At 73.2% G+C, this 18,179-nt stretch carries 19 protein-coding genes; 10 read left to right on the top strand and 9 right to left on the bottom strand.

From position 1 onward, the window contains the following. Window positions 1–50: 50 nt before the first annotated feature. The 3 genes from ACFZA0_RS27685 to ACFZA0_RS27675 all read left to right on the top strand — a co-directional run bounded on the left by ACFZA0_RS27685 (window position 51) and on the right by ACFZA0_RS27675 (window position 3,723). Complete coding sequence (locus ACFZA0_RS27685) at window positions 51–908, top strand: MHYT domain-containing protein (protein WP_391021880.1); 858 nt, start codon at window positions 51–53, stop codon at window positions 906–908. 96 nt (window positions 909–1,004) lie between these two features. After that, the gene (locus ACFZA0_RS27680) at window positions 1,005–2,573 is read left to right on the top strand and encodes a metallophosphoesterase (protein ID WP_391021878.1); all 1,569 of its coding nucleotides are present in this window, start codon (window positions 1,005–1,007) and stop codon (window positions 2,571–2,573) included. A gap of 121 nt (window positions 2,574–2,694) precedes the next feature. Beyond that, window positions 2,695–3,723 (top strand): LLM class flavin-dependent oxidoreductase, encoded by a 1,029-nt coding sequence (locus tag ACFZA0_RS27675; RefSeq protein WP_391021876.1) that lies wholly within the window; start codon window positions 2,695–2,697, stop codon window positions 3,721–3,723. A 67-nt stretch (window positions 3,724–3,790) separates the two neighbouring features. Here the strand turns inward: ACFZA0_RS27675 and ACFZA0_RS27670 are convergent, their stop codons facing one another. After that, a complete protein-coding gene (locus ACFZA0_RS27670; protein ID WP_391021874.1) occupies window positions 3,791–4,780 on the bottom strand; it encodes a TauD/TfdA family dioxygenase in 990 nt (329 codons plus the stop codon). 206 nt (window positions 4,781–4,986) lie between these two features. Between ACFZA0_RS27670 and ACFZA0_RS27665 the strand changes: the two genes are divergently transcribed. Further along, window positions 4,987–5,817: an aldo/keto reductase gene (locus ACFZA0_RS27665; RefSeq protein ID WP_391021872.1), complete on the top strand. Its 831-nt coding sequence runs from the start codon at window positions 4,987–4,989 to the stop codon at window positions 5,815–5,817. An 85-nt stretch (window positions 5,818–5,902) separates the two neighbouring features. Here the strand turns inward: ACFZA0_RS27665 and ACFZA0_RS27660 are convergent, their stop codons facing one another. Both ACFZA0_RS27660 and ACFZA0_RS27655 read right to left on the bottom strand, forming a co-directional pair. Beyond that, window positions 5,903–6,373 carry a redoxin domain-containing protein gene (locus ACFZA0_RS27660; protein WP_391021869.1) on the bottom strand — a complete coding sequence of 157 codons (471 nt, stop codon included), beginning with the start codon at window positions 6,371–6,373 and terminating at the stop codon, window positions 5,903–5,905. After that, window positions 6,370–6,750 (bottom strand): MauE/DoxX family redox-associated membrane protein, encoded by a 381-nt coding sequence (locus ACFZA0_RS27655; protein WP_391021868.1) that lies wholly within the window; start codon window positions 6,748–6,750, stop codon window positions 6,370–6,372. Before ACFZA0_RS27655 ends, ACFZA0_RS27660 begins: the two co-directional genes overlap by 4 nt. Window positions 6,751–6,938: 188 nt before the next feature. On the opposite strand from ACFZA0_RS27655, the gene ACFZA0_RS27650 reads away from it, so the two are divergent. Together ACFZA0_RS27650 and hemC are read left to right on the top strand one after the other, a co-directional pair. After that, on the top strand, window positions 6,939–7,937 hold the full coding sequence (locus tag ACFZA0_RS27650; RefSeq protein WP_391021866.1) for an ATP-dependent DNA ligase: 999 nt from the start codon (window positions 6,939–6,941) through the stop codon (window positions 7,935–7,937). A gap of 254 nt (window positions 7,938–8,191) precedes the next feature. Continuing rightward, on the top strand, window positions 8,192–9,127 hold the full coding sequence (gene hemC, locus ACFZA0_RS27645; protein WP_391022316.1) for a hydroxymethylbilane synthase: 936 nt from the start codon (window positions 8,192–8,194) through the stop codon (window positions 9,125–9,127). 25 nt (window positions 9,128–9,152) lie between these two features. Here the strand turns inward: hemC and ACFZA0_RS27640 are convergent, their stop codons facing one another. The 4 genes from ACFZA0_RS27640 to ACFZA0_RS27625 form a co-directional block, all read right to left on the bottom strand. Continuing rightward, on the bottom strand, window positions 9,153–9,680 hold the full coding sequence (locus ACFZA0_RS27640) for a hypothetical protein (RefSeq protein WP_391021864.1): 528 nt from the start codon (window positions 9,678–9,680) through the stop codon (window positions 9,153–9,155). 203 nt (window positions 9,681–9,883) lie between these two features. Further along, window positions 9,884–10,744, bottom strand: coding sequence for an ABC transporter permease (locus tag ACFZA0_RS27635; RefSeq protein ID WP_391021862.1), 861 nt, complete (start codon window positions 10,742–10,744; stop codon window positions 9,884–9,886). Next, a complete protein-coding gene (locus ACFZA0_RS27630; protein ID WP_391021860.1) occupies window positions 10,704–11,573 on the bottom strand; it encodes an ATP-binding cassette domain-containing protein in 870 nt (289 codons plus the stop codon). The genes ACFZA0_RS27635 and ACFZA0_RS27630 overlap by 41 nt, the downstream gene beginning before the upstream one ends. Next, window positions 11,570–12,025 (bottom strand): MarR family transcriptional regulator, encoded by a 456-nt coding sequence (locus tag ACFZA0_RS27625; RefSeq protein ID WP_391021858.1) that lies wholly within the window; start codon window positions 12,023–12,025, stop codon window positions 11,570–11,572. The genes ACFZA0_RS27630 and ACFZA0_RS27625 overlap by 4 nt, the downstream gene beginning before the upstream one ends. A gap of 293 nt (window positions 12,026–12,318) precedes the next feature. Here ACFZA0_RS27625 and ACFZA0_RS27620 point away from each other — a divergent pair, with 293 nt between their 5' ends. Continuing rightward, window positions 12,319–13,113 carry a SigB/SigF/SigG family RNA polymerase sigma factor gene (locus ACFZA0_RS27620; RefSeq protein WP_391021856.1) on the top strand — a complete coding sequence of 265 codons (795 nt, stop codon included), beginning with the start codon at window positions 12,319–12,321 and terminating at the stop codon, window positions 13,111–13,113. A gap of 164 nt (window positions 13,114–13,277) precedes the next feature. Beyond that, entirely contained in the window at window positions 13,278–14,084 is an 807-nt protein-coding gene (locus ACFZA0_RS27615) for a VOC family protein (RefSeq protein ID WP_391021854.1), read from the top strand. Here ACFZA0_RS27615 and glgX read toward each other — a convergent pair. After that, entirely contained in the window at window positions 14,053–16,305 is a 2,253-nt protein-coding gene (glgX, locus tag ACFZA0_RS27610; RefSeq protein WP_391021852.1) for a glycogen debranching protein GlgX, read from the bottom strand. The two genes, ACFZA0_RS27615 and glgX, sit on opposite strands and share 32 nt — an antisense overlap. After that, the gene (locus ACFZA0_RS27605) at window positions 16,302–16,832 is read right to left on the bottom strand and encodes a pep a2 (protein ID WP_391021850.1); all 531 of its coding nucleotides are present in this window, start codon (window positions 16,830–16,832) and stop codon (window positions 16,302–16,304) included. Before ACFZA0_RS27605 ends, glgX begins: the two co-directional genes overlap by 4 nt. A 306-nt stretch (window positions 16,833–17,138) precedes the next feature. On the opposite strand from ACFZA0_RS27605, the gene ACFZA0_RS27600 reads away from it, so the two are divergent. Continuing rightward, window positions 17,139–17,432 (top strand): DUF5133 domain-containing protein, encoded by a 294-nt coding sequence (locus ACFZA0_RS27600; protein ID WP_391021848.1) that lies wholly within the window; start codon window positions 17,139–17,141, stop codon window positions 17,430–17,432. Window positions 17,433–17,511: 79 nt separating this feature from the next. Next, window positions 17,512–18,179: maltotransferase domain-containing protein (locus ACFZA0_RS27595; protein ID WP_391021846.1), on the top strand; the 668-nt coding region annotated here is incomplete at its 3' end.

The following is an 18,179-nucleotide window of genomic DNA, read 5'->3' as shown; positions in this document are numbered from 1 at the left end:
TGCGCTCCGGACGGCCACGGCCCCACCACGCCTCCCGGGGGAGTCGGTACATGCAAGGAACGGTCCAGGGGTTCCACTACGGCCTCGTGACACCCGTCGCGGCCTACGTGATGGCCTGCCTCGGCGGTGCCCTCGGGCTCCGCTGCATCACGCGGTCACTGCACAACGAGGCTTCCTGGAAGGGCGGTTGGCTCGCGCTCGGAGCCGCCGCGATCGGCTGCGGCATCTGGACGATGCACTTCATCGCCATGGTGGGCTTCCAGGTCGAGGAGGTACGGATCGGCTACGACGTCCCCCTGACCGTGCTCAGCCTCGCCGTCGCCATCGTCGTCGTCGGCATCGGCGTCTTCATCGTCGGCTACCGCGGCGCCAGGCCCGCGACGCTCGCCACGGCCGGCGTCGTCACCGGCCTCGGCGTCGCCGCCATGCACTACATCGGCATGGCCGCGATCCGCCTGGACGGGGACATCCGGTACGACGCGGCCACGGTCGCGGTCTCCGTCGTCATCGCGATCGTCGCCGCGACCGCCGCGCTCTGGGCGAGCGTGTCGGTCCACGGCTTCCTGCCGAGCCTCGGCGCCAGCCTCGTCATGGGCATCGCCGTCTCCGGCATGCACTACACGGGCATGGCCGCCATGAGCGTCCACCTGCACGCGACGAGCGGCGCGTCCTGGGACGGCGACTCCCCCACCTCCCTGCTGCTCCCCATGCTCATCGGGCCCGTCGTCTTCCTGCTGCTGGCCGGCGTGGTCGTGATGTTCGACCCGCTGCTCGTGCTCGGCGACGGCGACTGGAGCCGCGGGCCCGCGGCCGGGGACGCCCCGGCGGGCACCCCCGGTTCGTTCTTCGAGCCCGGCGCGCGCCGCTCCGAGCAGCAGCCGGTCCCGCCGCGCGACGGCGGCCGGTAGCCCCGGGCGCGCAGGCGGGCCGCGTGCCGCCGCTCCCCCGGCCGACGGCGCGGGCCGCCAACGCGGCCCGCGCGCGCGGTTGTTAGGGTTCTCACCGTGCCTGATTCGTCCCGTGACTCACTCGAAGGCGCCGGGTGGGGCAGCACCCGTCCGGGCCTGTACGAACGCGCCATGCCCGCCCGGGTGGTGAACCTCTCGTGGCTGGACCCGAAGACCCTGTGGGCGGCCCGCAACGGCGTGCTCGCGTCCTGGTTCGGCGACCCGACCGGCCGCACCCGGGCCCGGTGGGTGGAACGGGCGGCCGCCGCCGGGGCGCCCCCGGACAAGGTGGTCCGGCGCGACGAGCCGGACCGGTTCTCCTTCATGGTCATCGGCGACACCGGGGAGGGCGACGACCCCCAGTACGCCGTCGTGCCGGGCTTCCTGCGCACCGGCCGGGACACGAGTTTCGCGGTGATCGCCAGCGACGTGATCTACCCCGTGGGCCGCACCGAGGACTACGGCACCAAGTTCTTCCGCCCGTACCGCGACTACCCGGCCCCGCTGTACGCCGTGCCCGGCAACCACGACTGGTACGAGGACCTCACCGGGTTCATGCGGGTGTTCTGCGACACCGCCCCGCTGCCGCCCGAGCCGGCGCCCCGCTTCTTCTCCCGGGCCCGGCTGCGCTCCCTGCTGTGGCACCGCCCCGCCCCCGTGGACGAGCAACGCCTGGCGCAGTCGCGGGAGTTGCGCGGCGCCCCGGGCCAACAGGCGGTGCAGCCGGGGCCGTACTGGGCGATCGACGCGGGGCCGCTGCGGATCGTCGGCATCGACACCGGGCTGCTCGGCACCCTGGACGCCGAACAGGGCGCCTGGCTGCGGGAGGTGTCGAAGGGCCCCCGCCCGAAGATCCTGATCACCGGCTCGCCGCTGTACGTGGACGGGGAGCACCACCCCTGCCCCATCGACGGCGGCGGCACGGTGGACGACATCGTCCGGGACGCGGACCACCACTACGTCGCGGCGATCGGCGGCGACATCCACAACTACCAGCGCTACCCGGTGCAGGTGGACGGCCGCACCATCCAGTACGTGGTCGCGGGCGGCGGCGGCGCGTTCATGCACGCCACGCACGTCATCCCCCGGGTGTCGGTGGCGAACGTGACCGAGAAGGAGTTCCGCTGCTACCCGCTGCGCGGCGACTCCCTCGCCTTCTACAGCCGCCTGTACGGCGACCGGCTGCGGCTGCGCAGGTTCTTCACCCTGGACGAGTCCGACGCCCGCGCCGTGATCGCCGCCCGGCTCGGCGTGCCCCCGACCCGGCCCCAGGACGCGGAACGGCGGCCGGGGCTGCGGGCCCGGCTCGTCGCCTCGCTGCTCGGCGCGGGCGGGCGGCCGGACCGGCGGGGACGGTTCCGGCTGCCGGTGCGCAAGACCTACACGCAGCTCTTCTCGCCCGCGTCGGCGACGTACGCGCCGCCGTTCTTCAAGTGCTTCCTGCGGCTGGACGTCAGTCCGGGCAGCCTCGACATCCGCTGCTTCGCCGCGACCGGCAACCTGGAGCAGGAGCTCGACCCGCCGGTGGAGGACGAGGTGAGCATCCCGCTGGACCTGCCCGACGGCCCGACCGGCGCGGCGGAGTCCGCCCAGGCCGCCGACCCGGGGCGGTCCGGGGGCCGTTGACCGGTCGGGGGCGGGCGGGGGCGCCACCCCGGGCGGGCGGGGGCGCCGCCCGTTTGCCAGAATCGCGGGACGAGACAGGACCGACGCGCGGGGGCCCGCCGCCGCGCACCCTGGAGGACCCGTGCCGCCGAGCCCGCGACCGTTGCGCAAGCTGGGATTCCTGACCATCGGCCTGTTCGACGAGGCCGACCCACGACGCGGTCACGAGACCACGCTGGAGATCGTCGAGCTGGGCGAGCGGCTGGGCTTCGACAGCGCGTGGGTGCGCCACCGCCACCTCCAGTACGGGATCTCCTCGCCGGTAGCCGTCCTCGCGGCCGCCTCGCAGCGCACCAGCACCATCGAGCTGGGCACGGCGGTGATCCCGCTGGGCTGGGAGAACCCGCTGCGGCTCGCCGAGGACCTGGCGACGGTCGACGTCCTGTCCGGCGGGCGGCTGAACCCGGGCGTCAGCGTGGGCCCGCCCATGCACTTCGACCGGGTCAGGGACGCCCTCTACCCGGACACCGCCGAAGCCGAGGACTTCGGCCACGAGCGGGTGCGGCGGCTGCTGGACCTCGTGCGCGGCGGGAGCGCCAGCGACTTCGGCGGCACCGAGGGCTTCGAGGTCTTCTCCCACCGTGTGCAGCCGCACTCCCCCGGCCTCGGCTCGCGCATGTGGTACGGCGGCGGCAGCCTCGGCTCCGCGCGGTGGGCGGGCGAGCACGGCATGAACTTCCTGACGAGCAGTGTCGTCAAGGCGGAGGAGTCCGAGGACTTCGCCGCGGTCCAGCTCTCCCACATCCGCGCGTTCCGGGCCGCCCACCCCGACGGCGAGGCGGCCCGCGTCTCGCAGGGCCTCGTCGTCATACCGACCGACTCCGCGACCCCGGCGCAGCGCGCGAAGTACACGGAGTACGCCCGCGCGCGCACCCCGCGCACCACCACGCCGCAGGGTCCCGCGCGGCTGATGTTCGCGCCGGACATCGTCGGCACCTCGGCGGAGATCGCCGAACGGCTCGCGGAGCACGCCGCGTTCCGCGAGGTGGACGAGGTGGCCTTCGCCCTGCCGTTCAGCTTCGAGCACGAGGACTACGTGCAGATCCTCACCGACATGGCGACGGAACTGGGCCCGGCGCTCGGCCGGGAGCGGCCGGTCGCGGCGAACTGAGCGACCCGGGCGCCCGGCCGCGCCCGTACCGGCGTCCTGTCACCGGCACCTCGTCACCGGCGCCCCGTCACCAGCGTCCGGCCTCGGTGCCGACGAGGGGCGTCGACGGCCTGCCGTCCACGCCGACCGGCACGTCCCCGGTGAGCATCACCCGGTGCATGGTGCGCGGGAAGTCCAGGTGCGCGGTGTCGGACGGTGCCAGGTGGACGGTGGCCCGGTTGTCCCAGAAGGCCACACTGCCCGGCGCCCAGCGGAACCGCACCGTGTACTCGGGCCGGGTCGCCTGCTCCAGGAGCATCTCCAGGACGGCGGCGCTCTCCGGACGGGACAGCCCCTCGATCTGCTCCAGGTAGTAGCCGTTGACGAACAGCACCCGCTCGCCGGTCTCCGGGTGGACCCGCACCAGCGGGTGCACGCTCGCCGTCTGGTGCTCCAGCAGGTGGCGCACGTACGCGTCGTCCCCCGGGCGCGGCCGGTAGCCCACGCCGAGCCGGTGCTCCGCGCGCAGCCCGTCCACGAACTCCCGTACGGGCGCGGACAGTCCGGCGTACGCGGCGGCCAGGTTGGACCAGGTGGTGTCCCCGCCGTACGGCGGTACGGACTCGGCGCGCAGGATCGTGAAGGCCGGCGGGTCGACACGGGCGCCGTGGTCGCAGTGCCAGCCACGCAGCAGGGTGTGCCGGCGGCGGGCGAGCCACTCGTCGTGCTCCATGCCGAAGCGGCCGCCGAGTTCGAGCCGGTCGGCGGTCGTCTCGATCTCGGGCCACTCCCCCGGCGAGGCACCGCCCCGGCGGGGGAGCACCACCGGTTCGCCGAACCTGCGGGCGAAGGCCACGTGCCCGGCGTGGTCCAGCGTCTGGCCCCGGAAGAACACCACCTTCCAGCGCAGCACCGCCGCGCGGACGGCGGCCACCACGTCGTCGCCCAGTTCCCCGGCCAGGTCGACGCCCTCGATCTCCGCACCGGCGTGCCCCGCGACCGGCCGCACCTCGATGCCGGCGGCCGCCGCCTCCCTGTCGGCCGCCGCCCGGTCCGTCGTACCGCCGTAGGTAGTCATCGTCGTTCTCCCTCTGTCGCGTCCGTCGTGCCGCGTGCTCCGCGCAGCCGGCCTCCGCGGTGATCGTGGCAGCCTTTCGGCCGGGTGGCGACGGTGCCTCGTGGCGGACCGCCGCCCGCCGCGCGGGCGGTCCGGGACCCGGCAGGAGCGCCGCGCGGAACGCGCCCATACTGGACGTACCAGCACAGTCGAGGGAAAGGGCGATCGTGATCAGCATCCCGACGCACAGGCTCAACGACGGTACGCGGCTCCCCGCCGTCGGCCTGGGGACCTACCCGATGGACGACGCGGAGGCGGAACGAGCCGTGGCGCGGGCCCTCGAATCGGGCTACCGACTTGTCGACACGGCGACGAACTACGGCAACGAGGTCGGCGTCGGCAAGGGCGTCGCGGCCGGCGGGATCGCACGCGACGAGATCGTCGTGACCACCAAGCTGCCGGGCCGCCACCACGGCTACGAGGAGACCCTCGCCGCGTTCGAGGAGTCGCGCCGGCGGCTCGGCCTGGAGTACGTGGACCTCTACCTGATCCACTGGCCGCTGCCCCGCGTCGACAAGTACGTGGCGTCCTGGCAGGCCATGATCAAGCTGCGCGAGGAGGGGCTGGTCCGCTCGATCGGCGTCTCCAACTTCACCCGGGACCACATCGAGCGCCTGGAGCGCGAGACCGGTGTGCTGCCCTCGGTGAACCAGATCGAGCTGCACCCCTACTTCCCGCAGGCCGAGTTGCGCGCCTACCACGAGGGCAGGGGCATCCGCACCGAGAGCTGGAGCCCGCTGGGCCGCGGCAGCAAGCTGCTGGAGGACCCGGCGGTGACGGACATCGCGAAGGCCCACGGGGTGACCCCGGGCCAGGTGGTGCTGCGCTGGCACACCCAGCTCGGCGCCGTGCCGATCCCGAAGTCCGGGGACCCGGAGCGGCAGCGGCAGAACCTCGACCTCTTCGGTTTCGAGCTGGACGCCGACCAGTTGGCGGCGGTGGCGGACCACGAGCCGCGGCGCATCGGCGGCGACCCCGAGGTGCACGAGGAGTTCTGACGGCCCGACGGGGCGACGCGGCAAGGGAGTTGGCAGCGCCGTCGCCGCCCCGCCCGGACTCCGGGCGGGGCGGCGACGGGGTCCGCTACCGGCCCGCGTGCTCGCGGAGGGCGGCGAGCGCCCGGTCGGCGTGGCTGTTCATCCGCAACTCGCTGCGGACGACGTCGAGTACGGTGCGGTCGCGGCCGATCACGAACGTCACCCGTTTCGTGGGCGCGATCGAGAAGCCCCGCCTGACCCCGAACCGGTCGCGCACCGCGCCGTCGGTGTCGGACAGCAGCGTCATGCCGAGCGTGTGCCGGTCGGTGAACTCCCGCTGCTTGTCGACCGCGTCGCCGCTGATCCCCACGGGACGCGCGCCGACGGCGGCGAACTCGGCCGCCAGGTCCCGGAAGTGGCACGCCTCGGCGGTGCAGCCCGCCGTCATCGCGGCCGGGTAGAAGAACAGCACGACCGGGCCGTCCGCGAGGAGCGCGGACAGCGTGACCGTGGTGCCGCTCTCGTCGGGCAGCGAGAAGTCCTCGACCGTGTCACCGGTCCCGACACGGCCCGTCACGGCCGCTCCCCCGCCTTGCGGGCGACGTCACGGGCCCACAGCACGAGCGGCACCTGCACGGGCAGCCGTCCGTAGGCGGCGGCCCTGAGCGGCGCGGGGCGGTGGCGCCAGTCCCACGCCATCTTCACGTTGGCCGGGAAGACCCCGGCGAAGAAGGCGGCCGAGGCGAGTGCGGCGGCCCGGCGGGTGCGCGGCACCGCGAGCCCGGCGGCCAGCGCCAGCTCCACGGCCCCGCTGGCGTACGTCCAGGTTCTGGGCGAGCCGGGCAGGGAGCGCGGCACGATCGAGTCGAAGTTGCGCGGGGCGGCGAAATGGACGGTGCCCGCGGTGGCCAACAGGCCCGCGAGCAGCAGGGGTGAACGTTCGAGCCGGGGCACGGTTCCTCCTTGGATGGCCTGCCGCGCGATATTACTCGACAGTAAGCAGGCGCCGGCGGGCGGCCGGGGTCCGCTCGGCCCGGTGAGCGGTCCGGCGGACGCGGCAGATGCGCCCGGGGGCGGATCCGTTCAGGGGAAAAGCGGGCCCCGGGGGCGTGCCGGGGGCCGCTCCCGTCGACACCTCAGCCGTGACCCTCCCGTTGATTCCCCCGATGCTGGCCACCCCCGGCACCCTGCCGCCCGCCGCGCAGGACGGCCGCTGGGCGTACGAGACGAAACAGGACGGCCAGCGGGTGGTGGCCTACCTCGCCGGTGACGGCGGCGTGGTGCTGCGGGCCCGCTCCGGGGAGGACATCACCGCCGCCTACCCCGAACTCCAGTCCCTGGGAGCGGCGTTGGCGGGCACGCCGGCGGTGCTGGACGGCGAGGTGCTCGCGCTGGACCAACAGGGGCGCGCCGATTTCCAGTTGCTCCAGGGCCGGATGGGTCTGGCGCACTCCCCGGCGAGGGCCGCGCGCCGGGCGGGGCAGGCCCCGGTCCACCTCGTCCTGTTCGACGCCCTGAGTCTCGGCGGGCGTTCGCTCGTGCCGCTCACGTACACGCAGCGGCGCGGACGACTGGAGGAACTCGCCCTGAACGGCCCCTTCTGGTCGACCCCGGCCGCCCTGGTCGGACACGGCGAGCAGGCGCTGGCGGCCACGCGCGAACACGGCCTGGAGGGGCTGGTCTGCAAGCGGCTCGACTCGGTGTACGAGCCGGGCACCCGGTCCCGCTCCTGGATCAAGATCCGCAACCTGCGCACCGCGGACGTCGTGGTCGGCGGCTGGCTGCCGGGCCGGGGGCGCCTGGACGGGCTGCCCGGCGCGGTCCTGGTGGGCCGCCTCGCGGCGGGCGTGCTGCGGTACGCCGGCAGCGTGGGCACGGGCTGGAGCGACGCCGAACGGGTGGAGCTGGCCCGGTTGTTGAGGGCGGCGGCCAGTGACGTGTGCCCGTTCACGCCGGCGCCGCGGCAGGCGGGCGCGCGGTGGGTGCTCCCCCGCCTGGTCGGGGAGGTCGCGTTCAGCACCCGCACCCGGGCCGGACTGCTGCGGCAGCCGGTCTGGCACCGGCTGCGCGGGGACCTGACCCCGGAGGACTCGGCGGCGGACCTCACGGACGGACCGCCGGAGACCGGGGGCGGCGTCTGACGGTACGACAGCGCGACACCAGGGGCTCAAATCGCCTCCACGCACGCCGCGTTGCCCCACTGCGCGCTCGTGCGGCGGAGCGGGGGACGGGCCGGTCGGGCCCGCGGGTCACGCCCGGCCGGCGCGGGCGTGCCGGGCGGCGGCGCGGCCGTCGCGGAGGGTACCGGCAGCGGGAGGGACGGGGTGTGCGTCGAGGGGCAGTGGACGGGCGCACCAGCGGGACGGACTATCGTGTGCGCATGCCCGTGCCCGAGATGTCCGTGCCCGCGTTGATCCGTATCGTCTCCCGCGACTCGCCGATGGCGCTCGCCCAGGTGGAGCGCGTCCGTGCCGAGCTGGCGGTTCGCCATCCCGGCGTGCGCACCGAGGTGGTGCCGGTGCGGACCACCGGCGACAAGTGGCTGGGCGACCTGTCGCAGGTCGAGGGCAAGGGCGCGTTCACGAAGGAGGTCGACGCGGCGCTGCTCGCCGGCGAGGCCGACCTCGCGGTGCACTGCGTCAAGGACGTGCCGGCCGACCGGCCGCTGCCCGCGGGCACGGTGTTCGCCGCGTTCCTGAAGCGGGACGACGTACGGGACGCGCTCGTGCACCCGGGCGGGCTGACCCTCGACGAACTCCCCGACGGCACCAGGATCGGCACGTCGTCGGTCCGCCGCGTTGCCCAACTGACGGCCAGTTATCCGCACTTGGAGTGCGTGCCGTTCCGGGGCAACGCCAACAGGCGGCTGGAGAAGCTCGCGGCCGGCGAGGCGGACGCGCTGCTGCTGGCGGCCGCGGGGCTCGAACGCATCGGCCGCACCGACGTGATCACCGAGATCCTGTCGACCGAGACCATGATGCCGCCGATCGGGGCCGGCATCCTCGCCCTCCAGTGCCGCGAGGACGACACCGCGCTCATCGACGCGGTCAGCGCCCTCGGCGACCCGGCGACGCATCGTGAGGCGACGGCCGAGCGGATGTTCCTGCACGTGCTCCAGGGGCACTGCAACAGCCCGATCTCCGGGTTCGCCCGGGTGGACGCGGCGGGCGAACTGTCGCTGCGCGCCTGCGTGTTCACTCCGGACGGCAAGGTGCGGCTGAACGCCCACGAGTGGGCCGGCCGGCTGGACGCGGCGACGCTGGGCACCTCGGTGGCGGTGGCGCTGCTGCGTCAGGGGGCGCGCGAGATCATCGACGGCATCCCGCACTGACGGCGGCCGACCGCGCCGCCGCCCGTCAGGCCGTGCCCGACTCCGGCTGGTCGCGCAGGTAGTTGGCCACCTGGCGGGCGAGTCCGTCGTGGAGGGAGCCGCCCCGGGTGCCCGTGGCACCCGCGGGCTCACCGAGTCCGACGGCGCCGACCCACAGGCGGCGTTCGGTCCACTCCTCGTCGACGCGCAGCTGGATCTGGACGTCCACCTGGGAGAGGGCGTCCTCCGTGCCGGCCGCGAAGACCACGGCGGTCGCGCGGCGCAGCGGGTAGACGTCGAAGCCCTCGATGAACTGGGAGTTGCGCCAGTCCACGAAGGCGCCCTCGCCGTCCCGCCCGAGCCGCACGTCGATCTGACCGTCCTCCAGTTGCACACCGAAGTGACCGTCCCCGCGGTTCTCGACGGTCACGCGGAGACTGAAGTACGTCAGCCCCTCGGCTGCGTCGTCGCGTCCGCGCGGCGGTTCGGACCGCTCCAGGCGGTGGACACGGACCCGCAGCCCGGCACGCTCGCCGTACTCCTGCCAGTCCCCGACCACGTTCGGCTCGTACACAGTGCAGCACCCCTCGACCTCTCGGCCTGCTTCCTATCCGGGCGTTCCGTGCACTGTCAAATGACTCGAACAGGGCCGTGGCCAGGGATTTCCCGCGGGTGACCGGTGATCAAGCGCTGCGCAGCGACAATCGATCGCCGGGCCGGGCCGCGCGCTTCCCGGACGTGCCGCACATCACGTCCGGGAGCGGGACCCGCCGGGCGTCAGCGGGCGAGCCTGCCGAGCAGCGAGGAGGCGGCGAGGATTCCGGCCGCCGCGGCCACCACCAGCACCCCGTAGTCCGCGAGCAGATGGTCGTGCGTACCGAGCAGCAGGCCGCGCAGGGCGTCGACTTCGTAGCTCAGCGGGTTGACCTTGCTGACCACCTGGAGCCAGCCCGGCATCACCGACACCGGATACAGGGCGTTCGAGCCGAAGAACAGCGGCATGGTGATCGCCTGTCCGAATCCCATCAGCCGGTCGCGGCTCAGGACGATGCCCGCGATCGTCATCGACAGGCAGGAGAAGAACGCCGAGCCGAGGACCACGACGACCGCGACGCCGAGCAGTCGCAGCGGGTTCCAGGTCAGCGCGACGCCGAGGAGCGCCGCGATGACGATGACGACGACCGCCTGGATCAGCGACTTCACCCCGGCCGCGAACGCCTTGCCGGTGATGAGCGCGGAGCGCGGGGTCGGCGTGACGAGCAGCTTGTTGAGGATGCCCGCGTCGCGTTCCCAGATGATGTGGATGCCGTAGAAGATCGCGATGAACATCGCCGACTGCGCGATGATGCCGGGCGCCATGTAGTCGATGTAGGGGATGCCGCCGGTGGGGATCGCCCTGATCCGGGTGAAGGTCTGACCGAAGATCAGCAGCCAGAGGGCGGGCTGCACCGCCCGCGTGTACAGCTCGGTGCGGTCGTGGCGCAGCTTCTGCAGCTCGACCACGCACATCGCCACGACGCGGGCCGGCACCAGCCGCCAGCCGGCGCGGGGCGTGGGCGGCCGGAGCAGCAGGCCGATGCCGTCGGCGAGGGCGCGGTCAGCCGACGCGGTTCGCGGTGCGGCGGGTGCTTCGGACATCGCGGAATTCTCCTGACTGGTCGGTGAGGCCGCTGCCCGCGATGTCGCGGAAGACGTCCTCCAGCGTGGGCAGCGCGCCCGTGGCCGTACCCTCGGCGCGACGGCGCTCGCCGAGCCCCTCGCGCAGTTCGTCGGGGGTGCCGAGGGCCCGGATCCGGCCGCGGTGCATCAGGGCGACGCGGTCGCAGTACTGGTCGGCCTCGTCCATGTAGTGGGTGGTCACCAGGACCGTCATGCCGGTGACCGCGCGCACGGCGTTGATGTGCTCCCACACGCCGGTGCGGGCGATCGGGTCGAGGCCGATCGTGGGCTCGTCGAGGATCAGCAGGCGGGGCGCGCTGACCAGGGCCTGGGCGAGTTCGAGCCGGCGGATCATGCCGCCGGAGTAGGTGCTCGCGAGCCGGTCGGCGGCGTCGGTGAGGTCCACCGCGGTGAGCGCCTGGGCGACGCGCTCGGCGCGTTCGGCGCGCGGGATGTCGAAGACGCGGGCGAACAGGGTGACGTTCTCCCTGCCGGTCAACCCCCCGTCCGCGGAGAGCTGTTGGGGGACGTAGCCCAGCAGGCGGCGCACCGCCATGCGGTCGGTGGAGGTGTCGCGGCCGAAGACGCGGACCATGTCGGGGGGCACGGGCAGCAGGGTGGTGATGCAGCGGATCGCCGTGGTCTTGCCGGCGCCGTTGGGACCGAGCAGGCCGAAGATCTCGCCCTCCCGGACCGTCAGGTCGAGACCGTCCACCGCGTTCGTCTCGCCGAAGGTGTAGGTCAGCCCGGTACAGGCGACGGCGTCGGCGGGGGCGGCGGTGTCCGGTTCGGCGGGGTCGCGCGTCATGATTCCTCGGCTTCCTCGTGCAGTTCGACGGCCAGCTTGCGCAGGGCGGGGATCGCGGCACGCAGCGCTTCCCGGTCCGCGTCGTCGAGGCGGGTCACGTACCGGCGCACCAGTGCGGCGCGCCGTTCCTGCCAGGCGCTCAGCCGGGCCTCGGCCGCGGCCGTGGGCAGCACCCGCACGGCCCTGCGGTCGGCGGGGTCCGTCTCGCGGACCACGTAGCCGCTCCGGGCGAGGCTGTTGACCAGGGTGGACACCGAATTGCTCGCCAGGTACAGCTCCTTGGCCGCGTCCGAGACGCCGATGCCGGGGCGGGCGACGACGAGGCGCAGCAGCTCCGTCTCGGCGCCGCGCAGCGGCGGTGTGCTCATCTCGTTGCGCAGTCTGCGCCGGATCAGTCGCTGGACGCCGACGAGCGCGTCGGCCAGCTCCTCCGGGAAGGTCTCCGAGTCCACGGCCGAAAGATTACCTCTGCTTAAGAGGTAATTGCCCCAAAGGGAGGTCAAGCCGGGCCGCCACGCCCCTCACCAGCGAGAACCGTTCGACCGCACCCGGTCACCACATCGTCCTATTTGTTTCATAAGAGCCTTATTCGGGCATTCCCGACTTGGTGCTTCGGACAGGAGGCACAGCCCTGGGACACGGCCCCGCGACCCCGGCGGTCTCCGCCGGGCAGGTCCGCTCCCCCGCGTCCCGCACGCCCCCGAGAACCCGAGAACCCCGGCGCCCGCTGAGGGAGGAACGCCCGATGCCCGTCACCGGCAGGCAACACACCCGCCGCCCGCACGACGACGCCCCCGACACCGCCGAGTCCTTCGCACGTCTGTCCGGTCTGCCCGAAGGGGCGGAGCGGTCCGTGCTGCGGGACGAACTGGTCCGCGCCTGGCTGCCCATGGCCGAACGGATCGCCGTCCGCTTCCGCGGCCGCGGTGAAGCCCTCGAAGATCTGTACCAGGTGGCCGCGCTCGGCCTGGTCAAGGCCGTCGACCGGTACGACCCGGACCGGGGGCGCGCCTTCGAGGCGTACGCGGTGCCGACGATCACCGGCGAGATCAAGCGGCACTTCCGGGACCACATGTGGGTGCTGCACGTGCCGCGCCGGGTGCAGGACCTGCGGAACCGGGTGCGGACGAGCGTCAAGGAGCTGTCCCAGACCACCGAGGGCCGCACCCCCACCGTCGCCGAGATAGCCGAGCACGCGCAGCTCACCGAGGACGAGGTGCGCGCGGGCCAGGAGGCGCTGGAGTGCTTCGCGGCGCTGTCGCTGGAGGCCGAGATGCCCGGTACGGACGGGTACGCTCTCGGGGACGCGCTCGGCGAGAACGACCCCCGGTTCGACCTCGTCGTCGCGCGGCTGGCCGTCAAGCCCTGCCTGGAGGCGCTTCCCGAACGTGAGCGGACCATCCTCTACATGCGCTACTTCCAGGGCATGACCCAGAGCGTGATCGCCCGCCGGCTCGGCATCTCGCAGATGCACGTCTCCCGACTGCTCAGCGGCTGCTTCGACCGGCTGCGCGAGGAACTGCTCGCCGACGCGGGCTGAGACCGCCCGGCATTCCCGCCCGGCCGGCCGACGGCCGGCCCGGACCCCGCGGGGCGCGCGCCGCGCCGCGACGGACCGGGGGCATCCCGCGTCGCCCCGCGGGCACGCTGACATCTGACAGGTACCGGTGGCCGCCGGTGGACGGAGACGGGACACGAACTGCCATGAGCAACGACACGCCACTCGCGGGCAACACGACCGAGAGCGTCACCACCCGCACGGTGTTCGGCATCCCCTGCTGGGTGAGCCTGACCAGTCGTGACGTGCGGGCCTCCGAGGAGTTCTACGCCGACGTGCTGGGCTGGCAGTGGCGCCCGGCCAAGCTCGGCGACGACTTCCGGGTCGCCATGGCCGACGGCGTCCCGGTCGCGGGACTCGGCGCGGTCGCCTCCGTCTGGCAGATGGCGGTGGCCTGGACGCCGTACTTCGCGGTGGCGAGCGCCGACCAGGCCGTCTCCCGCGTCCGCGAGCGGGGCGGCACGGCCGCCGTCGGGCCGATCTCGCTGCCGCCGGGCCGGGCCGCGCTGCTGGCCGACCGCGACGGCGCGCCGTTCGGCATCTGGGAGGGCGAACTCGTCGCCGAGTGGGAGAACTGGTCGCACTCGGCGCCCGCGTTCCTGCGGCTGCACACCCGCGACGCCTTTGACGCCGCCATCTTCTACGGCGAGGTCCTCGACTGGGCGTCCGCCCGGCCGGGCTTCTGCGAGGTCCACTACGAGGGCAACGAGGTCGTGCTGCGCAGCCGCGGCGAGGTGGTGGCGCGGATCGGGTCGGGCGCGCTGGAGGCGGCGCCCGACCCGACGATCCGCCCGCACTGGCAGGTCCACTTCCGGGTGCCGGACGTCGCCGCGAGCGCGAGCGCCGCCGAGGCCCGCGGCGGCACCGTGCTCCAGTCCGGGAGCGACGAGTGCCTGCTGCGGGACCCCGACGGCGCACCGTTCACCGTGACGTCGCGCGACCCCCGCCACTGACCCGGCCCCGGCCGGACGCCTTCCGGCCGGACGCCTTCCGGCCGGCGGGCGTGCCGCCGGCCCCCCGCGAGGGGCGCGACAGCAGCACCAGGCTGCGGGACTCCACCCGGATGTCGGTGTCGGCCTTGTGCTCCGCCTCGTCCGGCGCGCCCTGCGCCTCCGAGGTGTCGATGAGCGTGGTCCACCGCTCGCCGTAGGCGACGCCGGGCAGGCGGAACTCGACCGGTTCCCAGTAGCTGTTGAGCAGCAGCAGGAACGAGTCGTCCGTCACCCGCCGGCCGCGCGGGTCCGGTTCGGCGATGGCGTCCCCGTTGAGGAACACCCCGATGGAGTGCGCGTCGGAGCGGTCCCACTCGTCGTCCGTCATCTCCCGGGCGTCCGGCCGCAGCCAGACCAGGTCGGGCAGCGGCTGCCCCGGGTGCACGGCCGTCTCGCCGCGGAAGTAGCGGCGGCGGCGCAGCACGGGGTGCTCGGCGCGCAGCGCGATGACGGACCGGGTGAAGTCCATCAGGTCGCGCTGATCGTCGGTGAGCCGCCAGTCGATCCAGGAGATCTCGTTGTCCTGGCAGTAGGCGTTGTTGTTGCCCCGCTGGGTGCGGCCGAGTTCGTCGCCGTGGCTCAGCATCGGGATGCCCTGCGAAAGCAGCAGCGTGGCAAGGAGGTTGCGCTGCTGACGGCCGCGCAGCTCCAGCACCGCCGGGTCCTTGGCCGGTCCCTCCGCGCCGCAGTTCCAGGACCGGTTGGTGGACTCGCCGTCCCGGTTGCCCTCGCCGTTGGCCTCGTTGTGCTTGTCGTTGTACGAGACCAGGTCGCGCAGGGTGAACCCGTCGTGCGCGGTGACGAAGTTGACGCTGGCGCGCGGCTTGCGCCTGCTGTGCGCGTACAGGTCGGACGAGCCCGTCAGGCGGGACGCGAACTCGCCGAGCGTGTGGTCCTCCGCACGCCAGAAGTCCCGCACCGCGTCACGGTACTTGCCGTTCCACTCCGACCACAGCGGCGGGAAGTTGCCCACCTGGTAGCCGCCCTCGCCGACGTCCCACGGCTCGGCGATCAGCTTGACGCGGCTGATCACCGGGTCCTGCTGGATGAGGTCGAAGAACGCCGAGAGCCGGTCCACCTCGTGGAACTGCCGTGCCAGGGTGGCCGCGAGGTCGAAGCGGAAGCCGTCGACGTGCATCTCGGTCACCCAGTAGCGCAGGGAGTCCATGATGAGCTGGAGCACGGACGGGTGGCGCATCAGCAGGCTGTTGCCGGTGCCCGTGGTGTCGTAGTAGTGGCCCCAGTCGCCGTCCACGAGACGGTAGTACGAGGCGTTGTCGATGCCCCGGAAGGACAGGGTGGGGCCGTTCTCGTTGCCCTCGGCCGTGTGGTTGTAGACGACGTCGAGGATCACTTCGAGGCCGGCGGCGTGCAGCGCCTTCACCATCGACTTGAACTCCGTCACCTGCTGGCCCCGGGTGCCGTGCGCGGCATAGGAGTTGTGCGGCGCGAAGAAGCCGATCGTGTTGTAGCCCCAGTAGTTGGACAGCCCGGCGTCCTGGAGCACGCCGTCCTGCACGAACTGGTGGACCGGCATCAGCTCGACGGTCGTCACGCCCAGCGAGGTGAGGTGCCCGATCACCGCGGGGTGCGCGAGGCCGGCGTAGGTGCCGCGCAGTTCGTCGGGCACGTCGGGGTGGGTGCGCGTGAGGCCGCGCACGTGCGCCTCGTAGACGACGCTCTCGGTGTACGAGCGGCCGGGCGGCCGGTCGTCGCCCCAGTCGAAGGAGGGGTCGATGACCACACCGAGCATGGTGTGCCCCGCGCTGTCGGCGGGGGACGGCCCGTCGGCCTCGCGTTCGTAGAGCGAGGCGTGGTTGTCGATCTGCCCGTCGACGGCCTGTGCGTAGGGGTCGAGGAGCAGCTTCGCGGGGTTGCACCGGTGGCCCGCCCCCGGGTCCCACGGCCCGTGCACCCGGTACCCGTAGCGCTGGCCGGGACCGACGCCCGGCAGATAGCCGTGCCACACGGAGCCGTCGACCTCGGTGAGCCGGATCTCGCGGTGGGTGCCGTCGTCGTCGACGAGGACCAGGTCGACGCGCCGGGCCACCTCGCTGAACAGCGCGAAGTTGGTGCCCTCGCCGTCGTAGGAGGCGCCCAGCGGGTACGGGAGCCCGCGCCAGGCGGGCCCGCTCCCCTCGGGGTGCTCCTCGGTCTTGTCGCGGTACGCGTCCACCGTCACCTCTCTCCGTCGAGGGCGCCGCGGCCGTTGTCGGCGCGGCCCGCCAGTACGGCGACCGGCACCGCGCGCGGGGTGGGTCGTCCCTCGCGCAGGCTGGGCGCCGGCGCCTTGGGGACCAGCGGCGCCCGCTCGTCCGCGCGGACGCGCTGCGAGAACCAGATGATCCTGCTGCCGTTGTCCGAGGCGCAGCAGCCCCAACCGTCACTCATGGCGGCGATGCCCGCCAGGCAGGCGCGCAGGTCCTGGTCGGGGCGCAGGCCCCGGTCGTCACCGCCGACGGCGGTGATGAGGTGGTGTCCGTTCCACCACAGCTCGATGGAGACGGTCCTCTCGGTGGCGTGTCCGGTGTGCGCGGTGTGCTGTTCGAGCGCCGTCAGCAGCATCGTGGTGCCGCGGCAGACGGGCTCGACGAGTTTGTCGAGGCGCCACAGCCGCAGGTGCGCGGCCAGAATGCGCCGGACCTGTCCGGTCCTGGCGGAACTGACGTCCACGTCGAGGTGGTAGTAGCGGGGGATTGCGGTCTTCATCTTCCTTGGCTCCTCACCGGCGAAGCCCTCGCCCGTTCCCGGCCTGACAGCCGGTCCCCGAACACGGTGCGCGAGCGGTGATCGCTCCTGAGTCACCACCACAGTGCGGCCGCTACGCCATTCGTGCAACACGAGACCCGTGAGCACCACATGAATGGTTGAAGAACCAACAAGACGCTGCGTGTCCCCGCGTGCACCATGGGTGAAGACCTCGATCGCCGTGCGGCCGCGCTTTTCAGCGGGCACGACGCCGCCCCGACCGTCGGGAGCCGAGCCCGTCGAGCGTCCCGGAAGGTGACCGGCGCCATGCTGCTACCCGACACACAGGACGTCGCCCGGCAGCTCAGGCGTTACCGCGTCTGGGAACGCCTGATGCTCGCGGCCCCCGGGGACCGGGCGATGCGCGCGGGTTTCGAGGAGTCGGGCGCCACCCTGTGCGCGCTGATGGGCACCCGCTGCGCCCGCGAGGCGGCCGAGGCCGCCGAGCGTCATCTCAGTGGCGACGCGGAGGCACGTCAGTACGAGCAGTGCGGTCACCCGCAGGTGAACCCTTCCCGCAGACGGGCCCACCGTCGCCGCTCGACCGGCGCGCCCCGATAGGAAGGAACGCCCCTTCCGGACAATGTGGATCACGAACCGGGAGTCGAGCCCGGTTCGAGACACGGCGGAGGTGAGACCCATGAGTGCGACCCCGGCCATCGGCCGCATTCCGGTACGTGACGTGCGCCCGGCCGTGGAGTGCGGCAAGCGCCCGGCGAAGGCGGTTGCGGGAGAGGCGTTCCAGGTCACGGCGACGGTGTTCCGCGAGGGACACGACGCCGTGGCCGCCGATGTCGTACTGAAGGACCCGCAGGGGCGGCGCGCGCCGCGGATCCCGATGCGGGAACTCTCACCCGGCACGGATCTTTGGGGCGCCGACGTGACCCCCACGTCCACCGGGCGGTGGACGTACTGGGTGGAGAGCTGGAGCGACCCCGTCGCGACCTGGCGCCACAACGCGCGTATCAAGATCCCGGCCGGCATCGACGTCGGACTGGTCCTGGAAGAGGGCGCGGAGCTCTTCGCGCGGGCGGCGAAGTGCGCGCCGGTACGGCAGCGGACCGCGGTGATCGCGGCGTCGGAGACCCTGGGCGACGACTCGCTGCCGGTGGAGACGCGGTTCGCCGCCGCCTTCACGGCGGAGGTCGACGCGGTCCTCGGCCGTTATCCGCTGCGGGAGTTGGTGACCCTGTCCCCCAAGCTCCCCTTGCTGGTGGAGCGGGAGCGGGCGTTGTTCGGGTCGTGGTACGAGTTCTTCCCGCGGTCGGAGGGCACGGCCGAGGAGCCGCACGGGACGTTCCGGACCGC

The sequence above is a fragment of the Streptomyces sp. NPDC008150 genome (assembly GCF_042956945.1).
GTDB lineage: Bacteria > Actinomycetota > Actinomycetes > Streptomycetales > Streptomycetaceae > Streptomyces.
The sequence above is the reverse complement of the archived record's forward strand: the minus strand, read 5'-3'. Positions and strand labels throughout refer to the sequence as shown.